This is a genomic window from Enterobacter sp. MALB-1, from assembly GCF_041021625.1.
Taxonomy (GTDB): Bacteria; Pseudomonadota; Gammaproteobacteria; order Enterobacterales; family Enterobacteriaceae; genus Enterobacter; species Enterobacter oligotrophicus.
In genome coordinates, this window is the sequence record NZ_JBDPJL010000001.1 from 3,855,255 (window position 1) to 3,872,553 (window position 17,299).

Below are 17,299 nucleotides of genomic sequence, written 5' to 3' on the forward strand. Positions count from 1 at the left end.
CTGCTTGCTCCTGTAGGCCCGGTAGGCGTAGCGCCACCGGGCAATATTACCTGCTCAGAACGTCCACGACACGCTGCCGACAATGCTGCGCTCCGCACCAAAGTAGCAGTAAGAGAGCGAGTTACACGCCGCCACGTAGCTTTTATCCGTCAGGTTATTGACGTTCAACTGCGCGCTCACGCCCTTCAGCCCGACGTTCGACAGATCATACCCCACCACCATATCCACCAGCGTATAAGACGGCAGCGTATGGGTGTTCTGGCGATCGCTGGTGACACCGTTCACGTAACGCACGCCGGAGCCAACGGTCAGGCCATCCAGCGGGCCCGTTTTGACGTCATAGCTCAGCCAGGCGCTGGCCATATTACGCGGGGCATAAACGGCGCGCTTACCCTCCTCTTCCGGGCTGCTCTTCTTATAGCGGATATCGGTGTAGGTATACGCCGCCTGCAGGCGCAGACTGTCGGTCAACTGACCAATCGCCTCCAGTTCGACGCCTTCAGACTCGATTTCCCCGATAGAGCGGTACGGATCGGTCGGCTCCTCTTTGGTGGCGATATTCTTCTGGTTGATGCGGAACACCGAGGCGCTGAACTGGCTGTTCATCCCTTCCGGCTCATACTTCACCCCGGCTTCCCACTGCTTGCCTTTCATCGGGTCGAGGATGTTGCCCTGTTCATCGGCAAAGCTGGTCGGCGTAAACGCGGTGGAGTAGCTGACATACGGCGCGACGCCGTTATCAAACAGATACAGCAACGCCGCGCGGCTGCTGAAGTTGTTTTTGTCCAGATCGCTGCGGGTATGGTTGAAATTGTCGACATTCGACACGCTCACCTGATCGTAACGGCCGCCGAGCGTCAGACGCCAGCGGTCAAAGGACATCTGATCCTGCAGGTAGTAGCCCGTCTGGCGTAGCTTGTGCTTTTCCTTGCTGTACTGAGTGATGTAGTCCGGCTTCGCGCCGTAAACCGGGTGGAACGCGTCGATAGGCGGGAATCCGCCGTAATAGCCGGTCACATTGTTGCTGCGATCCTGATAATCCATCCCGATCAGCACGCGATGGTTCACCGCCCAGGTATCAAAACTGCCGTCCACCTGGTTATCCAGGGTGATGGCATTCATCTTCTCGTCGGAGCCAGAATAGCCGCGGTTCAGCTCGGTTTCGTTCAGCCAGCCTGCGGCATACACCTGGTTCAGTTCCACTTTAGTATGCAGGTAACGCAGCTTCTGGCGCACCGACCAGCCGCTATCAAACATATGCTCGATGTTGTAGCCAACCATGTTTTCACGACGATCGTATTTGTCGTAATCGTCCTCACCCTCAAAGAAGGTGTTGGAGATCTTCTTGCCGTAGTGCGGAACAACGGTGCCGTCATATGGCAGCCCGGAGTGGCTACCGCCTTCCGGATCGCGGTGCAGATAAGCCATCAGATCCAGACGTGTGTTATCGGTGATGCGCCAGGTCAAGCTCGGCATCAGCGCATAACGCTCCTCTTTCAGCGGGTCGAACTGGGAATCGGCGTAGCGGGTCATGCCGCTGAGGCGCACCGCCACGCGGTCGTTATCGTCGAGCGGGCCAGTGACGTCGAACATAGCGCCGCGCTGATCGTTATTCCCGGCGAACAGCTTGATCTCCCCGCCCGGATCGAAGGAGGGCTTACGCGAGGTCAGCGCGACAATGCCGCCCGGCGATGAACGGCCATACAGTACAGAGGCCGGACCGCGTACCACTTCAATATTGTCAAGGAACCACGGGTCCACCACCAGCGAGCTGTGGGAGTTGGTGTCACCCATCATTTTCAGGCCGTCGAGGTAGACGTTATCCAGGCTGCCATCTGAGAAGCCGCGCAAGACAATGTAGTCGAAACGGTTTGAAGCCCCGATCTGGTTGCTGTAAACGCCGGGCGTATAGCTCACGGCCTGGCGCACGCTGGTTGCGCCCTGCTCTTCGAACTGCTCGCGGGTAACAATAGACACCGACTGGGGCGTCTCGATATCCGGGGTTTCAAGTTTGGTGGCACCAGACTGCATCTGCGACGTAACCACCACGGTTTCAGTTTTTTGGGCATCCTGCGCCAGTAAAGGAAAAGCGACGCTACCGGTAATCCATCCCACCAGCAGTGCCAGACGCGACTTAGCAAACATGGTCCTCTCCAAAGGCATTTCTAATTGTTAATAAGAATTATTACCTTTTTGAGAACGCAAACGGCTATGCGCGCTGCCAGGTTACGTATGCGCGATGCCAAACCGCACGGATCGCGTTCGCGCGGGAGAGAAAAATGCGTTAGCGATGTTTTCGCACGTCGCCCGGTGAAACACCGTAGCGACGACGGAATGCAGTGGAAAAGTTGGTAGCGTGCTGATAACCGCACATCCATGCCGCCTGCTGCACGCTATAGCCTTCCAGGAGATAGCGTCGAGCCAGTGCAAGACGGCAGTCGCGCAGGTAGTCAAACAGCGTGGTGCCGTAGCGCTGGCGGAACTTGCTGCGCAGGCTGCTCTGGCTCATTGCGGTCAGCGCCGCGAGCTGAGCGAGAGTGTAGTCCTGCTCCGGTGACTGTTCCAGCATGCTCCGCACGCGCTCCAGACGCGCATGCTCAGGCCGACACGGGCAATGTTGCTGGCGCTGATTCAGGCCGTGGCCAAGCAGTTGATACATCAACCCTTCCAGCAGCAGCTTGCGGGAAAGCACGCTCAGGCCCTGCTGTTGCGCATGCTGAATGCCTGACAGCACAAACCCTGGCACCTGCCAGACGAACGTGGGCGCATTCAGGCTTTGCCACTCCACGAGCAACGTTTCCAGCAGGTTCTCACGCCTGACATCATGGGGATACACGCCAAACGAGAGGGTTTTCAGCGTGCTGTCTGCCGTGTGGCGCGCGCTCATCACCTGTTCCTCACTAAGCCGGGAACTGAACGCCATACCGGAGCGCACCACATACTCATTGCCATTCAGCGTGAGCGTGACGCACCCTTCCAGCACCACCAGCATATAGAGCGGGCTGCTGTGGCGAGAGGTGGTTTCATAGGGTTGTAAAACCCGAACATCCGAGTGGGTAAGTGAAATACCTGACGAGAGTGTCATCTCTTCCACGTCGCCGTGCAGAACCGGGCTACCCGTCGCTGCGTTATCTTTCAGCTGTGGAAAACGATAGTCGATGCCGTAACGCTCGCCAAAGACATGAAAATCCTCAACAAAGAAAACGCGTTTCGTTGACGTATTTTCATTCTGGAGCATAACGCGGTGCCTGCATCGTGTAATAGAGAGCAGACAGTATCACTCATTTAACGCGACGGCAATCTGGTTGCGGCCAGCCATGTTTAATACGCTAAAAGCTCCGGCGTAAAACCGGAGCCTCGAAATATATTTCGCTATCTGAAATATATTTATGCTTCCTGCCACTCAGCAAAAACCTCTTTGTGGTTTTTGGTCAGGATGACTTTATTATCATCCACTTTGTCGACCCAGCCGAGAGGAATATAATGGTGTTTCCCGCCAGATTCCGGATCGCTTTTCGCAAGTTTAATACGCTCGCCATCCAGGTGGTCAACAACGCCGACGTGCGTTCCGCAGCTGGCTACAACCTGAGTGTGATCCTTAATTTCGCTTTTATCTACCATGTCTATTCTCCTGTTTCGGTTATATGGCTGTTGCACGAAATTAACTGTAGCGTATAAATCACGACGATGAAGCCGTATTAGCATTTTGAAACATCATTGACAGAATATAATATTGCGACTATTCAGGCGCGAAGCCCTCACGTCAAAAAATAAGTATCAGATAAATTATTATCTGATAATTTACCTGGCATGATTAAATTAACTAACGGAGAGCTTTTATAATGAACCACAATAATCGTACTGAAATTTGTGAAGCGATAGCAGAGGCGGCGCTTAGTTCTTACTAAACGCCGCAACGCGTTACTCGTCGAAGAACCAGTAGCCCTGGTTAATCAGCCCGGTCAGCTCCTCAACAAAGGCCGGATTATTCAGGGCATCCCCTAGTTCAGCCTGGCCCAGTTCGGTATAACGGCACAGCGCATCCGCTGCCTTCGCATCTGCTGTCTCCAGCAGTTCGCTGTTGATAAAGAAATGACCGTCAATGTTCAGCACGCGCAGTCCACTCAGGCGGGTCAGGGTTTCGCCGCCCTGCAGTGCATCCAGCACCTCTTCCGGCGCATAAGGCGGCTCGGCGGCGGCAATATCCAGCTCATGGCGCGGCGTGGAAACAAAGCTGCCAAACCATCGGGTGAAATCATCAGGCTTGCTGATCATGTCGATCATCATCTGACGAATACGATCGAGTTCGTACTGCTCCACGCGGCCAGGATGTTCGCGACAGGTCAGATCCGGATCGCTGTAATGTTCCCCGCCCAGATCGTTCTCCAGCGCGTAATCAGCAAAGCTGCTGATCAAATCGCGTCCGTTTGGCCCGCGGAAACCAACGGAGTAGTTGAGCGCGGTTTCATGGGTAAAGCCGTCGTGCGGGAATCCTGGTGGAATGTAGAGAATATCTCCCGGCGCAAGATCTTCGTCGATAATGGGTTCAAACGGATCAACATGCAGCAGCGCCGGATGCGGGCAGAACTGACGCATCGGCAGTTTGTCGCCCACGCGCCAGCGGCGGCTTCCCATTCCCTGAATGATAAACACATCGTACTGGTCGATATGTGGACCCACGCCGCCGCCAGGGACCGAGAAAGAGATCATCAGGTCATCGAGACGCCAGTCCGGCAGAACGCGGAACGGACGCACCAGCTCAGCGGCCGGCATGTGCCAGTGGTTCACCGCCTGCGCCAGCAGCGACCAGCCGGTTTCGCCGAGACCGTCGAAGTGCTCAAACGGACCATTGCTGGCCTGCCATTTGCCGTTGGAGTGGCTCACCAGACGGCTATCGACTTCCGGCTCCATCGCCAGACCAGCCAACTCGTCAGGCGTGATCGGATCGACAAAATTCGGGAAGGCATTTTTCAGCACAACGGGTTGCTTTTGCCAGTATTTTTCGAGAAATTCCGGCCAGTTCAGGTTCAGTTGATACGCCATGGTTAGCACCAGTGAAAGGGTAGACAGGCGCGATTATAGGCAAGAAGGCTGAGAGGGAACTTGTCGTGGGTCAATCGACCGCGTGTGGCATGTAGGTCGGGTAAGGCGAAGCCGCCACCCGACACAAACACGACGGGTAAACTTAATCCAGCTTCAGCTCGTCATAATGGGTAATCAGCTTACCCACAATGCCGTAGTCCAGCGCTTCTGCAGGTGACATCCAGAAGTTGCGGTCGGTGTCTTTTTTCACTTTCTCCAGCGGCTGACCGGTCGCGTCAGCGATCAGCTTGTTCACGCGATCCAGCATGCGAATGATCTCACGCGCTTCGATTTCGATATCCGTTGCCTGACCGCGCACGCCGCCCAGCGGCTGGTGGATCATAAAGCGGGTGTTTGGCAGAGAGTAGCGGTGCTCTTTTTTCGCTGCCAGGAAGATGGTGATGCCCGCGCTCGCCACCCAGCCGGTGCCAATCACGTGTACGTCCGGGCGAATGAACTTGATGAAATCGTGAATGGTATCGCCCGCTTCCACGTGGCCGCCCTGGCTGTTGATGTACAGCTTGATCGGATCGTTGCTGACGCTTTGCAGCAGGATCATCTGGGTAATCACTTTCTGCGCCAGTTCCTGGTTGATCTCACCGGAGATCACAATCGAACGAGACTCCAGCAGTTTTTGCTGCAACGCGCCCGCGCCGGTTGACCCTTCCGTTTTATCCTTGTCGCTTTCTTTCAGTGTGTAGTGCATTGTTATGTCCTCAGCATGTCGCGCTCAAAACCAGAGTGTAGCCTGTTTTACCCGTGAAAGTCCTCAGACACAAACAAGGAGGGCGTTTATGAATATTGCTCATGTCGCGCTCTGGACCCGGACGGCAAACGGATTGAGCTTGTCGGTGCAGACGATTAAAAGCGAAGCCTGACGGCGCTTCGCTTATCAGGCCTACATGTCTCGTGCGATTTGTGGATTCACGGGGTCTTGTAGGCCGGGTAAGGCGTAGCCGCCACCTGGCGCATTCCGCTCAGCCAGGAGCCGACAAATCTCCGCATGCTTCTCCTCGGTAAAGGTAAAGCGCGACATAAACCCAAGCCGAATCAGCGAGCCAATCGCCGGCAGCAAGCAAATGCCGAAGAACAGCCCCGCGAGCACGCTGTCGCTCTGGGTTTGCGCCTGCGGCACATAGCCAATCATCGTCAGGAACACGCCGATTAACCCGCCACCTACTGCCACCGACATCTTGCCGGTAAAGGTCTGGCCGGAGAAAGTGATCGCCGCGCAGCGCTTGTGGGTGTGGTACTCCGCGTATTCGATGGTGTCGGCAATCATCGACGAGGTGAGAATGTTGGTCATCATCACAAACAGGGTACTGAGGCCAAGCAGAATAAACAGCAGCGCCGTGTGCTGATAACCCGCGAACCACATCACCACGCGTACCGCGATATCCAGCCCGCAAAGGATCATAAACAGCTTTCGTTTCTGCATCTTGCGCGTCAGCATCGGGGCGATAAGGCACACCACCGCCGCCACAATCCCCATCACACCAATCGCCATCTGCAGGCTACCGTCGCCCATATTGTTGATAAAGAAGTAGATATACAGGCCATTGGCGACGTTATGGAACACGCAGAAAAAGAACGACAGCAGGACGATAAACAGCGGCTTGTTCTGACGCAGGTTGTGGAAAGTGTCACGTATCGTCACCTTTTCCGGGCTCGGCGGGACGCGTTCTTTGATCTGCATAAAGCCATTAAGCATCAGCGGCAGGCCCACCAGCATCATCACCAGTGCCGCCATAAAGTAGCCTTTATCGTTGCTGTACTGAGTGAAAAACGCCGCCAGTTTCGGGAAGAAGATGTTGGCGCAGGCGATCCCGGCGTTGACGCCCAGCATCGCCGCCGTCACCGCGCGGGTGCGCTGGCCGGAGTCGTTGGTCATCACCGACGACATCGACCAGAACGGGATATCGGAGATGGCGTACAGCGTCCCCCACAGGATGTACGTCACCCCGGCGTAGAGGATTTTGGTGGTCATGTCCGCTTCGATTTTGTAAAACGCCAGCAGCGTGACGCCGGTAATCAACAGCGGCGCGATCAGCAAAAAGTGGCGAAACTTACCGAACCGGCTGTTGATGGTGTCCATGATGCTGGCAAACAGCGGATCGTGAACCGCATCCCACGCGCGGGCAATCAGGAAGATGGTGCTCGCTGCCAGCGCCGAGATCCCCAGTACATCGGTGTAAAAATAGTTAATAAACGAGCCCACTAAACCAAAGCTAAAACACTGACCTAACCCATAACCAAAATAAGACCACAACTCGCGAGACGGTATTTTCATTGTCATTGCCATTGTTATATGCCTGCCTGGTTGCCCGACGGTAGCCCGCCGGGTCGTTATGATTAGCCCTGTGCTTTCGGGGCGATCTTACGGAGTTTCTGCATCAGCGCGATTTCGCTACGCGAGAACGGAATACCGTTCTCCTCGAATACGTCGTGGAACCACAGGCGGCAGTAGTCCGTGGACCCTTTCATCACTACCGGCCACGGCAGCCAGGTCTGGGTTTTTCCGCGCACCAGCCCCCACTGATACGGCGCGACCTTCGCCATATACATCAGCGGAAGCTGCTCTTCGATGGTGCCGCCCACATGACGCGCCAGCCATTCGGTGCAGAAGATCGGGCGGCCCAGCGCCTGCAACTGCTGGATAATCGCCGTCATGCGTCCGGTGTTGGTGTAGGCGTGATAGCTCACCACGTCCGACAGTTCCAGAGCGGTCTGGTCCAGCGGATGCTGATAAAACGTCTCACCTTCCTCTTCCGCAGGCAGACGCCACGCACAGACGGTGAGCGGCTGAACCGGATCTTCTTCGCGTACCCAGCGGAACGCCTGCTTCATCAGTTCGTGCGCGCAGGTCTCCAGCTTTTCGTCATACAGCACCTCTTCCGTGCCGCTCGCAAAAATGCCGCGGTTGCCTGGCTCGTTGTAGAGATCCCACAGCAGCACGCGCTTATCGTCGCGGAACTGGCGGACAACATCGCGAATATAGCGCTCAATTTCTGGCCAGCAGTTACGATCGCACACTTTATCGCGACCTGGGCTCGCTGCCGCCTGGCTGTTGTGTTTGCCCGGCACCGGTGGCTTTTGTGGCCCCAGATACGGTTCATCGCCTGAGAATCCGCAGTCGTCCATCAGGGTCAGCATGGTGCTGAACCCGTGGTTATCCGCGATCGCCAAAAATTGATTAATGCGCGCCATCAGGCCGTCACGGTCGTGCTCCCAGACGATAAACGGCAGGTTAATGCGCAGGGTGTTATAGCCCGCCTCCGCCGCCCAACCCAGCTCCCGGTCAATCGTTTCGGCATCGAAGGTCTCTTTCTGCCAGATATCCGTCCAGTTCACCGCCGTCGACGGCAGATAGTTAAACCCGCACAGCCAGCCTTTTTGTTGATACCACGCCTGCGCCTGCGCTTTGCTCCATTGCTCTTTCATTGCATCTTCTCTCACTGATAATGTTTAGCTAATAAATATTAGTTGCATTATAAATGAGCAAATTGCGTTGCTAAGAAAAGCGACGGTCCTCACAAAGTTTATGCTCTGGCGAATAAGAAACGTGATCGGCGGCGCGTCGGCGACCAGTTAGGGTATGATGCGCTTTCGCAAGAGGGAGAAGACGGATGAAGCGAAAGACCAAAGTCACGATGAACGATATTGCGCGGGCGGCGGGGGTATCGCAGGCGACGGTATCGCTGGTGCTCAACCAGTCCCGCAACATCAAGCTCAGCGACGACACGCGCCAGCGAGTCATCAGCATCGCCACTGAACTCGGCTACGACCGCCTTCCCGCCATTCACGCCCCGCGCAACCAGGAAGAGATCGCCCTGCTGGTCAGCTCGTTACAGAGCTACGATCCGTTTATCGACGCCATCAGCCAGGCGCGGGAAGCCGCATGGCGCAACGAATCCCTGCTCACTGTATACGACTACGGCGATGATATTGAGCTGGCGCTGAATATTATCCGCCAGCTGGAGAAACGCAACTGCGTGGGGATTATCCTCGCCTCCCCCGTCACCACGCTGGTCGATATGACTGAATTCCAGGACTGCACCCGCATTCCGCTGGTATTACTGAACCAGCGCGACCCCGGCTCGCCGCTGCTGCCGTCGTTTATTCCGGACGACTACGCCAACGCCTTTCAGGTAACGAAACATCTCATCGCCTGCGGCGCGACGCGCATCGCCCATATCACTGGTGAAAGCTGGATGGAGGCCTCCCGCCAGCGGCTGGCAGGCTACCAGGCCGCGCTGCAACAGGCCGGTTTAGCCTGTGATGAGAGTCTGGTACGCCAGACCAACTGGCAGTTTAGCGAGTCCTTTACCGCCACCACGGCGCTATTGGCGCTGGACGAACGACCGGATGCCATCTTCTGCGCCAGCGACTGGCTGGCGATTGGCTGCTATCAGGCGCTGGCGGTGAACGGCGTTCGTATCCCGCAGGACATGCTGCTGGCGGGCTACGATGACCAGAAGATCTCCGAGCAGCTCACTCCGTCTCTAACCAGTATCCAGCTCCCTTACAGTGAGCTGGGACGACTGGCGGTGGAGTATCTGTGCAATCAGGAAGATGCCGCCACGCACGTGACGCTGGCGGGCAGGCTGAAGGTGCGCGCCTCAAGCAACCAGACCTGAGTCGCTTTACCCCTGCGCTCAGGCGTGATAGGTTAATTTAATGAACACACACTCCGCCGTACTCACCGTGAACCGCTGGTGGCTGCCTTCTTAAAGGCGGCATGGAGTTGTTTTCCCCATTTTCAGATAGCCGCCGAAAGGCGGCTTTTACATTTTAAGACCCCTTTCGGCAATTGCACATTAAGGAGTCTTTATGAACGCGCAAACCATCCTCACCGGCGATCGCCCAACCGGTCCGCTGCACCTCGGCCATTTCGTCGGTTCGCTGCGCCAGCGCGTGGCGCTCCAGCAAACGCATAAGCAGTTTGTGCTGATTGCTGACCTTCAGGGGCTGACCGACAACGGCAGCAACCCGCAAAAAATTCGCGACAACATCCCCGAAGTGCTGGCCGACTACCTCGCCGCGGGCATCGACCCGAACCTGACCACCATCTGCCTGCAGTCCGCCCTGCCCGCCCTTGCCGAGCTGACGATGCTGTATATGAACATCGTCACCGTCGCCCGCGTGGAGCGTAACCCGACGGTGAAAAACGAGATTGCGCAGAAAGGCTTTGCCCGCTCGCTGCCGGTCGGGTTTATGGCCTATCCCATCAGCCAGGCGGCGGACATCACCGCGTTTAAGGCCGAGTGCGTGCCCGTCGGCGACGACCAGCTTCCGATGATTGAGCAGACCAACGAGATTGTGCACAAGATGAACAGCCTGCTACCCGCCCCGGTGCTGCGCCACTGTAAGGCGATGCTGAGCGACACCAGTCGCCTGCCCGGCATCGACGGCAGCGCCAAGATGTCGAAATCGTTGGGCAACACGCTGCATCTTTCGGCCAGCGAGGAGACCATTCATCGTGCGGTCAGCGCCATGTACACCGACCCAAAGCATCTGAAGGTGAGCGACCCTGGGCAGATTGAGGGGAACGTGGTGTTTACCTGGCTCGACGCGTTTCATCCGGACAAGGAGAAAGTCGCGGCGATGAAGGCGCATTATCAGGCGGGCGGGCTGGGCGACCGGGCGTGTAAGAACGAGCTGGAAGCGTGTTTGCAGGAACTGATTGCACCGATGCGGGAGCGTCGGGCGATGTACATGCAGGATAAGGGGGAGTTGATGGCGATGCTAAAGCGCGGGACGGAACGGGCGCAGGGGGTGACGCAGGCGACGTTGAGGGAGTTGAAATTGGGGCTGGGGGTGCCGGTGTTTTGAGCAATGGGTTGCGTGGGTTTTATCGGCCCCGCAAGCTGAAGCGCCGGACGACATTAGCTAAGCATACTGGGCATCATAAGGATTCGTTAAGTGATAGCCCTGTCACTAATGTTGAATATAGTGCTTGTTAAAAATTCCTTATAACAATCAAAGTAGATTGCGAAGGCCGGACTCAAATCATCATTTAACACAATGAAAAACAATAAAAAAATACAAAAAATACTTCGAGGTGCCCCCCTTTTGTGCCCCCACCATTTATTTTGATGTTTTTAAGCTCAACTATTTGGTTTATCTGGGAAAAGATAACAAATCTTCTATTCGGTTTGGATCCGTTGCACGGATCCAAACCAGAACAGAAAAAAACTTTTTTTTGGAAAAACTGTTCACACTGTTCACTAAGGTTTTTTATTCATCATATTCAATCACTTATGCGGTGAACGGTTGGTGAACAGTGAACACTTTACTGTTCACTTTTGCCTTTCGCAGGTAAAAAAAGACCGGCAATTGCCGGTCAGGTCAGGTTATTTCGCTATGGGGTCATCGCATTTCGGTAGCCAGTCGGCGTTGCTTTCTTCCCTTAGCGCGAGATTGGTCTGTATGCCCTGATTTTTACGGCGCTTTTCATAACTCAGCCCGTACTCTTTCAGCATGGCAGGCAGTCCCTTGCCGAACATGGTCAGGCTGAGTGTATTTTTGTAGCCGTGGGCTTCCATATACGCCAGATAGGCATGATACAGATACAGGCGCGGCTGACGCGGAATAATGCTGGCATTGCCGATATACATCCCCTCAGGCTCCGGCAGCGCTTCAAGGTAACCACAAAAATCAAAGGTCGGGTCGGCTTCGCGTTTAATACTGAGCGCCTCGTCGGAGTTTTGCTGTGACTGGAGCAGGGTGCGGGCGGTCATCGGGTCGCTGAACTTCTGCATTAGCTGGCGCACAATCACGGCCAGCTCGCGGGCGATTTTGTTCTTAAGCTGCGGGTCGCGTTCCTCCGGGGCAATCTGTTCCGGAAAATGCAGAATCACCCGGCGACGGGAAACGCCGCCGCTGCGGTCGGTAAAGCGCATCGGGTTATTGTTCACGGCCAGAATCACCGCCGGAATATGGGTGGAGTACGCATCCTTGTATTTCGGGTCTACCGAGACCGCATCCCCGCCGGTGATGGCCTTAAGTCCTGCCCCGTCACCGCTCCATTTTTCCTGGTCAGGCAGGCGTATCAGCGAGAAGCCAATCAGCGCAGCGCGTTCGCGGGGTGATTCCAGCGTTTCGATGGTGGCCGATGTGGCGTTATCTTCCCCGGCAAGCATGGTCGCAATTTCGGCCAGAATACTTTTGCCACTGCCACCGGGGCCGGTCACCTCAAGAAAGAGCTGCCAGTCGTAGCGGTTAGCCAGCACCATAAACAGGGCGGCAAGTATCACGTCGCGTTTTTCCGGTCTGCCACCGGCGGCACGGTCGAGCCAGCGCCAGAAATCAGGCGCATGGGTTTCCAGCGTTTCGCCCTCCACCGGCGGGGTAAAATCGACATCACAGAGCGTGCGCAGCCAGTGTGACTGATGGTGTGGGCTGAATATGCCGGTGGCGGTATCAAGTACGCCGTTGCGAAAACCAATCAGACGCCGTGCAGGGGCGGCCTGCTGCGGAATAACCAGTTTCAGGGTGTCGACCACGGAGGTGATTTTCCCCGACGAGAACGGGGCGCGCAGTCGCTGGAACAGCCCGGCCACATCGCGCTCAAAATCCGACGTCGGGATGATTTTCCATATACCTTCCTCATAGCGGGACAGGAGCTGGCCGTTCGCATCCACAGCCAGCGCTTCGCCGTAATGCTCATGCACCCGCATCGCCTTGTCGCTGGCGCTCATGGCGGTAAATTCCGCCTCGCTCATGGTGTCGAACGGGCTTTGCGCCGGTAGCCGAGTGGCGTCATAAATCGCTTTCCGCGTCGCCTCTTCGCCTTTCTGCATTAACGCATCATTCCAGTCACCAAACACCGGCGGCAGGGCAACAATGCCCTCACAGGCTTCTGCGGCCACTGCGGCTTTTGTCTGGCCGTCGCCATTAAGGTCACGGTCGGCGGCAAGCACAATCTGACAGGCCGGGTGTTTTTGTCGGGCACGGCTCGCCAGAGAAAGGAGGTTCACGGAGGACAGCGCCACCATGACGGTTTCGCCGGTCAGGTGATGGACGGTGAGTGCGGTCGCATAACCCTCCGCTATCCACAGACGTTTTCCTGCCTGTTTTTTCCCTTCAATGATATGACATGCCCCTTTGACCTGACCGCCTTTCAGCGTGCGTTTGAGACCGTCAAAATTGATAAGCTGAAGGTTAACCAGTACACCCGTACCGTCATACAGCGGCACCACCACATCACCGGCGCGGAACGTCACGCCGCCGGTTTTATGCTGGGCGGTGAGCGTCAGACATTCCAGAGCGGGGAAGCCCTTGCGGGTAAGGTAGGCGTTGCCGGTGGCCGGTCGGGTTTTCTCCATCAGTTTCGTGGCCAGCGCGGCCGCCGCTTTACGGTCGGCATCGGTTTCAGTCTCTGCGGCTGCAATCACCTCCGGGTCAACCGGTGACAGATTGCCGGTGACAGTATTCACCTTTTGGGCGGCCTCTGAGGCAGAAACGTCGAATACCTTCTCAACCAGCTTAAGCCCGTCACCTGCGCCGCACTGGTTGCAGAACCATGTGCCTCGCCCCTCTTTATCGTCAAAGCGGAAACGGTCAGAGCCGCCGCATACCGGGCAGGGCTGATGGCGGTTTTTAATGACCTTCACACCCAGCGCCGGGAGAATGTTCGGCCAGTGGCCGCACGCCTGTTTTACGGTTTCCGTTACGTTCATTTTCATTGTTATTTTCTCCCTCAGTGCAGTACAGGCGATGTGATGTGACGGGCGCAAAGTTCATCCATCACCGCGAGCCCGAGAAAGGACAGTGACGGCGCGGCTTTCAGTGGCCCGGCTTCCATTAAATCTTCCAGCAGTGCACAGGCAATCTGACGGCCTTTTTCCTCGCCGTGCTGGCGCAGATAGAAGCCCTCCAGCTCGGCAGCAATGGCGCTTTCCAGCGCGTCGAGGGTGATGTGTGGATAGCGGCACTGATGTTCGCACAGGGTCAGCCACGCACAGGCCACGGCGCGGCGATAAAGTGCAGCACGTAATACGGGCGGTAATGGCTTTTTCATACGTTGCCCTCCCCGGTCAGCCAGTGCTGATTGCAGCGTTCGACCACGCCGTCGAGCTGTGCGGTCATAAGGTAAATCACGGAGGTGAGCTGTAACTGCTGCGCAGGGTCACGGCGCACGGTCGTGCAGTCCTGCACCTGCATCAGGTCGCCGACGAGCTGGCCGACGTTGCGCATATGCTCAAGGCATTCGAGGTCACGGGCGGTAATGGTGGTATTTCTCATGCGTGCACCTCAGCAACCGGCAGACGGCCAGCGAACGAGAGGACGTAATCGCGAACGAGGGAAAGACGTGCGGCGTGTTCATCACCGGCAATGGTGCGAAGCATACAGATACGGGGTTTACGGTCTGCGCGACGAACGGCGGCAAACACAAAGACATACTGCGGGTGTGACGGGGTGAGGGTCGTAGCCATAAGGGCAACCTCCTGTGAATAGCGGTTATTGCCACCACCGGAGTTCCTACGCTCATGGGTGGTGACCCGAACGGGGGTAGGAATACCGGCTTCACAGAATACCGGCCAGCCCGAAGGCTGCCCCGCCCGGACCACCATTATCTGACAAGGGCTATGGGATAAGCACCACAGCCCGAAAAATGGGTGTGCCTGAGCAACGACGTAAAAAAAGACGCATGGCGCGTCTGTTGTCGCCTGTGAATTACACGGGTTCCTACGCCCGGCTGCCGATTTTGCGACAGCGGGGAAACTATACCTGGAAACGGCGAAAAGAAGCAAGCCAGAAAAAGGGGCTGTTTGCTGAACGGTCATCATCATGCGTCATAGCCCCGGTTGCGTTCGGCAATGCGGTCAGTCATCCATTCGGTGATTTCAGACTGCGCCCACGCCACGTTTTTTCCGCCCAGGCTGATTTGTTTCGGGAAAGCCTCGCGGCTGATGAGGTCGTAAATGGTTGACCGGGACAGGCCGCACAGATGCATCACTTCAGGCAGGCGGATAAAGCGCTCCTGAACGGCATCAGACACCGGCATCAGCGGCGCGGCAGGGGCAGAAGACGGGAAAGAAAAAGCGGTGTGCATCGGGCTACCTCACAAAGTCCATACAATGCCGGTCGTGTCCGTCCGGCTTCGGGTAGCTCTCTATTTTGTGAATATTTCCCCTCAGGGCAACAAGTCATTTTGTAGTGCTTCACCACACAACAGAGCGATTTTTATACAGTGGCAAACAGTGACAATCGTTGACAATCTCTGATAACAAAATGGCAAACCGTTGATTACTTTTATTTATATATTTTTATTTTTTAATCGAAATAAAGTCTAAGCAAGCTGGTCAGTCAAAATCAGAAAGGTGAACAGTAGTGAACAGTCGGTGAACAGTTACACCCTCAACTGTTCACCCTTTATCTCACTGTATTACTTATCTTTTTCTTTTCAGTGAACAGTAGTGAATAGTTATAAGTAAAAAAACAAACAGTGAGTAAGGTTTTCCTGAGACTTTTCTCTGGCCAGCCGGGTTTTAAGGTCTGTTTGTGCCATTTTTGCCACAACGGCAATGAATCGTGTTGTTGTGTCTGGCGCGGCAGAATCTCCTCAGATTGAAACGAAGAGGAGACCCGACATGACTCAGACTGCTGTTATTCCCGACTACCTTAAACCCGCAATGGAGCGTCTTGAGACGGCCAGAGAAGCGCATCTCACCAGTGCCCGATGCATGAATGAAACCACGGCGGCCATCAGCCAGGTGAAAGCACAAAAAAAGGAACTGGAGCAGGAAAACGGCAATGACTCCGGCGCATGGCGCGCCGCCTTTCGTGCCGGTGGTGCTGTCATTACCGACGAGCTGAAACAACGCCATCTGGCGCGCGTGGCACGGCGGGAACTGGCGCAGGAATGTGACAATATGGCTGAGGTGCTGTCTTTCGAGCTGGACAGCCTTAAGGGAGCCTGCGACCGGACGGCCAGAGCGTATCGTCAGGCACATCACAGCGTCCTCAGCCAGTATGCAGAGCATGAGCTTGATGTTGCCCTGCGTGACACCTGTAGCGCGCTGGTCAGGGCAATGAAGCTCAACATACTGGTTCTGAATAACCCGCTTGCCAATACCACCGGGCATCAGGGATATATTGAGCCGGAGCAGACCGTTATGCAGCAGGTAAAAGACCGGCTTGAGCAGGCGGTGAAAGGCTGCAATATCCGTCTGACCGATGAACCGGTGCTGTTTAAAACAGGGCTGTCGGCCTCCACGCTGCCGCATATGGAGTATGACGTTGCGGCCACACCCGTTCAGCGGAAAGTCTGGCAGGAAAAAATGCGGGAACGTGAAGCCAACCTTAAAGCACGGGGGTTACTGTCATGATGCGCTGTCCTTTCTGCCGCACTGCGGCCCACGTTCGCACCAGCCGCTATATGTCTGACAGCGTCAAAGAAAGTTACCTGCAGTGCCAGAATGTGCACTGCTCGGCGACATTCAAAACGCATGAGTCCATCTTTGAAGTGATACGTTCGCCGGTCATCGATGAGAAACCCGCGCCGGTGCCGACAGTCCCCGTGGCACCCCGTCGGGTAAAAGGCTGCTACAGCTCGCCGTTCCGCCATTAATCAGGAGAGACAACCCGTGACCACCCTGACCTTACAGCAGGCCTATGAAGCCTGTCAGACGAACAAAACCGCGTGGCTGAACCGTAAAACCGAACTGGCCGCCGCAGTGCAGGAATATCAGGAATTATTGCTGGATGACAATGCATCAGGCTCCCGCAGATTACAGTCGCTGCGCGACCTGATTGACGTAAAAAAGTGGGAAGTTAATCAGGCCGCCGGTCGCTACATCTTCTCGCATGAGGAGGTACAGCGCATCAGCATCCGTAACCGGCTGCATGATTTTATGCAGCAGAACGGCGCAGAGATGGCCGCCGCTCTGGCACCGGAGCTGATGGAGATTAAAAACCAGCCCGCGATGATAAAAAACCGCGCGCTTGACCGTTCGATGGCATATCTCCGTGAAGCCCTTTCCGTCTGGCTGACCGCAGGAAATGACATTAATTATTCTGCACAGGACAGCGATATTTTAACGGCCATCGGATACAGGCCTGACGCGCCTTCGCGGGATGATAATCGTGAAAAATTCACCCCTGCACAGAACATGATTTACACCCGTCGACGCGCCGAACTGGCCGAGCAGTAACCTGTCAAAAAATCCCCATAATTCCCGCCTTTTTTCCCGAATTAAGCCATGCATCCAAA

General features: G+C 55.8%; 17 protein-coding genes. 5 read left to right on the forward strand and 12 right to left on the reverse strand.

The window, feature by feature from the left end; translation table 11 throughout:
* Nucleotides 1-54: 54 nt before the first annotated feature.
* The 7 genes from foxA to ABGB15_RS18500 all read right to left on the reverse strand — a co-directional run bounded on the left by foxA (nucleotide 55) and on the right by ABGB15_RS18500 (nucleotide 8,523).
* The gene (gene foxA / locus ABGB15_RS18470) at nucleotides 55-2,163 is read right to left on the reverse strand and encodes a ferrioxamine B receptor FoxA (RefSeq protein ID WP_215723031.1); all 2,109 of its coding nucleotides are present in this window, start codon (nucleotides 2,161-2,163) and stop codon (nucleotides 55-57) included.
* A gap of 121 nt (nucleotides 2,164-2,284) precedes the next feature.
* Nucleotides 2,285-3,238 (reverse strand): AraC family transcriptional regulator, encoded by a 954-nt coding sequence (locus ABGB15_RS18475; protein ID WP_152083307.1) that lies wholly within the window; start codon nucleotides 3,236-3,238, stop codon nucleotides 2,285-2,287.
* A gap of 149 nt (nucleotides 3,239-3,387) precedes the next feature.
* The gene (locus ABGB15_RS18480) at nucleotides 3,388-3,621 is read right to left on the reverse strand and encodes a DUF2171 domain-containing protein (RefSeq protein ID WP_152083306.1); all 234 of its coding nucleotides are present in this window, start codon (nucleotides 3,619-3,621) and stop codon (nucleotides 3,388-3,390) included.
* Between the two features lie 300 nt (nucleotides 3,622-3,921).
* The gene (locus ABGB15_RS18485) at nucleotides 3,922-5,043 is read right to left on the reverse strand and encodes a cupin domain-containing protein (RefSeq protein WP_215723030.1); all 1,122 of its coding nucleotides are present in this window, start codon (nucleotides 5,041-5,043) and stop codon (nucleotides 3,922-3,924) included.
* 142 nt (nucleotides 5,044-5,185) lie between these two features.
* Nucleotides 5,186-5,788, reverse strand: coding sequence for an ATP-dependent Clp protease proteolytic subunit (locus ABGB15_RS18490; protein WP_152083304.1), 603 nt, complete (start codon nucleotides 5,786-5,788; stop codon nucleotides 5,186-5,188).
* 192 nt (nucleotides 5,789-5,980) lie between these two features.
* Nucleotides 5,981-7,384, reverse strand: a complete 1,404-nt coding sequence (locus ABGB15_RS18495; protein WP_215723029.1) for an MFS transporter — start codon at nucleotides 7,382-7,384, stop codon at nucleotides 5,981-5,983.
* A gap of 50 nt (nucleotides 7,385-7,434) precedes the next feature.
* Complete coding sequence (locus ABGB15_RS18500) at nucleotides 7,435-8,523, reverse strand: cellulase family glycosylhydrolase (RefSeq protein WP_215723028.1); 1,089 nt, start codon at nucleotides 8,521-8,523, stop codon at nucleotides 7,435-7,437.
* A 185-nt stretch (nucleotides 8,524-8,708) separates the two neighbouring features.
* Between ABGB15_RS18500 and ABGB15_RS18505 the strand changes: the two genes are divergently transcribed.
* Together ABGB15_RS18505 and trpS are read left to right on the forward strand one after the other, a co-directional pair.
* Nucleotides 8,709-9,719, forward strand: coding sequence for a LacI family DNA-binding transcriptional regulator (locus tag ABGB15_RS18505; RefSeq protein WP_215723027.1), 1,011 nt, complete (start codon nucleotides 8,709-8,711; stop codon nucleotides 9,717-9,719).
* Nucleotides 9,720-9,912: 193 nt separating this feature from the next.
* Nucleotides 9,913-10,914 (forward strand): tryptophan--tRNA ligase, encoded by a 1,002-nt coding sequence (gene trpS / locus ABGB15_RS18510; protein WP_215723026.1) that lies wholly within the window; start codon nucleotides 9,913-9,915, stop codon nucleotides 10,912-10,914.
* Nucleotides 10,915-11,435: 521 nt separating this feature from the next.
* Here trpS and ABGB15_RS18515 read toward each other — a convergent pair.
* The 5 genes from ABGB15_RS18515 to ABGB15_RS18535 are packed head-to-tail and all read right to left on the reverse strand — an operon-like array spanning nucleotide 11,436 to nucleotide 15,139.
* Nucleotides 11,436-13,769, reverse strand: a complete 2,334-nt coding sequence (locus ABGB15_RS18515; protein WP_369064256.1) for a primase-helicase zinc-binding domain-containing protein — start codon at nucleotides 13,767-13,769, stop codon at nucleotides 11,436-11,438.
* 14 nt (nucleotides 13,770-13,783) lie between these two features.
* Nucleotides 13,784-14,104, reverse strand: a complete 321-nt coding sequence (locus tag ABGB15_RS18520; protein ID WP_369064257.1) for a DUF5375 domain-containing protein — start codon at nucleotides 14,102-14,104, stop codon at nucleotides 13,784-13,786.
* On the reverse strand, nucleotides 14,101-14,328 hold the full coding sequence (locus tag ABGB15_RS18525; RefSeq protein WP_369064258.1) for a hypothetical protein: 228 nt from the start codon (nucleotides 14,326-14,328) through the stop codon (nucleotides 14,101-14,103). Before ABGB15_RS18525 ends, ABGB15_RS18520 begins: the two co-directional genes overlap by 4 nt.
* Complete coding sequence (locus ABGB15_RS18530; RefSeq protein ID WP_369064259.1) at nucleotides 14,325-14,876, reverse strand: host cell division inhibitor Icd-like protein; 552 nt, start codon at nucleotides 14,874-14,876, stop codon at nucleotides 14,325-14,327. Before ABGB15_RS18530 ends, ABGB15_RS18525 begins: the two co-directional genes overlap by 4 nt.
* Nucleotides 14,873-15,139 carry a helix-turn-helix transcriptional regulator gene (locus tag ABGB15_RS18535; RefSeq protein WP_369064260.1) on the reverse strand — a complete coding sequence of 89 codons (267 nt, stop codon included), beginning with the start codon at nucleotides 15,137-15,139 and terminating at the stop codon, nucleotides 14,873-14,875. Before ABGB15_RS18535 ends, ABGB15_RS18530 begins: the two co-directional genes overlap by 4 nt.
* A 538-nt stretch (nucleotides 15,140-15,677) precedes the next feature.
* Between ABGB15_RS18535 and ABGB15_RS18540 the strand changes: the two genes are divergently transcribed.
* From ABGB15_RS18540 to ABGB15_RS18550, 3 genes are read left to right on the forward strand one after another with little or no spacing between them, the layout of a single operon-like run.
* Nucleotides 15,678-16,415, forward strand: a complete 738-nt coding sequence (locus ABGB15_RS18540; RefSeq protein WP_369064261.1) for a glycoprotein 3 — start codon at nucleotides 15,678-15,680, stop codon at nucleotides 16,413-16,415.
* Nucleotides 16,412-16,657 carry an ogr/Delta-like zinc finger family protein gene (locus tag ABGB15_RS18545; RefSeq protein ID WP_114260546.1) on the forward strand — a complete coding sequence of 82 codons (246 nt, stop codon included), beginning with the start codon at nucleotides 16,412-16,414 and terminating at the stop codon, nucleotides 16,655-16,657. Before ABGB15_RS18540 ends, ABGB15_RS18545 begins: the two co-directional genes overlap by 4 nt.
* Nucleotides 16,658-16,673: 16 nt before the next feature.
* On the forward strand, nucleotides 16,674-17,240 hold the full coding sequence (locus tag ABGB15_RS18550) for a phage polarity suppression protein (protein WP_369064262.1): 567 nt from the start codon (nucleotides 16,674-16,676) through the stop codon (nucleotides 17,238-17,240).
* Nucleotides 17,241-17,299 lie beyond the last annotated feature (59 nt).

Coding starts and splice junctions, on each gene's coding strand:
- foxA (WP_215723031.1), bottom strand. CDS start 2,163: ATGCCTTTGGAGAGGACCATGTTTGCTAAGTCGCGTCTGGCACTGCTG.
- ABGB15_RS18475 (WP_152083307.1), bottom strand. CDS start 3,238: ATGCTCCAGAATGAAAATACGTCAACGAAACGCGTTTTCTTTGTTGAG.
- ABGB15_RS18480 (WP_152083306.1), bottom strand. CDS start 3,621: ATGGTAGATAAAAGCGAAATTAAGGATCACACTCAGGTTGTAGCCAGC.
- ABGB15_RS18485 (WP_215723030.1), bottom strand. CDS start 5,043: ATGGCGTATCAACTGAACCTGAACTGGCCGGAATTTCTCGAAAAATAC.
- ABGB15_RS18490 (WP_152083304.1), bottom strand. CDS start 5,788: ATGCACTACACACTGAAAGAAAGCGACAAGGATAAAACGGAAGGGTCA.
- ABGB15_RS18495 (WP_215723029.1), bottom strand. CDS start 7,384: ATGGCAATGACAATGAAAATACCGTCTCGCGAGTTGTGGTCTTATTTT.
- ABGB15_RS18500 (WP_215723028.1), bottom strand. CDS start 8,523: ATGAAAGAGCAATGGAGCAAAGCGCAGGCGCAGGCGTGGTATCAACAA.
- ABGB15_RS18505 (WP_215723027.1), top strand. CDS start 8,709: ATGAAGCGAAAGACCAAAGTCACGATGAACGATATTGCGCGGGCGGCG.
- trpS (WP_215723026.1), top strand. CDS start 9,913: ATGAACGCGCAAACCATCCTCACCGGCGATCGCCCAACCGGTCCGCTG.
- ABGB15_RS18515 (WP_369064256.1), bottom strand. CDS start 13,769: ATGAAAATGAACGTAACGGAAACCGTAAAACAGGCGTGCGGCCACTGG.
- ABGB15_RS18520 (WP_369064257.1), bottom strand. CDS start 14,104: ATGAAAAAGCCATTACCGCCCGTATTACGTGCTGCACTTTATCGCCGC.
- ABGB15_RS18525 (WP_369064258.1), bottom strand. CDS start 14,328: ATGAGAAATACCACCATTACCGCCCGTGACCTCGAATGCCTTGAGCAT.
- ABGB15_RS18530 (WP_369064259.1), bottom strand. CDS start 14,876: ATGATGATGACCGTTCAGCAAACAGCCCCTTTTTCTGGCTTGCTTCTT.
- ABGB15_RS18535 (WP_369064260.1), bottom strand. CDS start 15,139: ATGCACACCGCTTTTTCTTTCCCGTCTTCTGCCCCTGCCGCGCCGCTG.
- ABGB15_RS18540 (WP_369064261.1), top strand. CDS start 15,678: ATGACTCAGACTGCTGTTATTCCCGACTACCTTAAACCCGCAATGGAG.
- ABGB15_RS18545 (WP_114260546.1), top strand. CDS start 16,412: ATGATGCGCTGTCCTTTCTGCCGCACTGCGGCCCACGTTCGCACCAGC.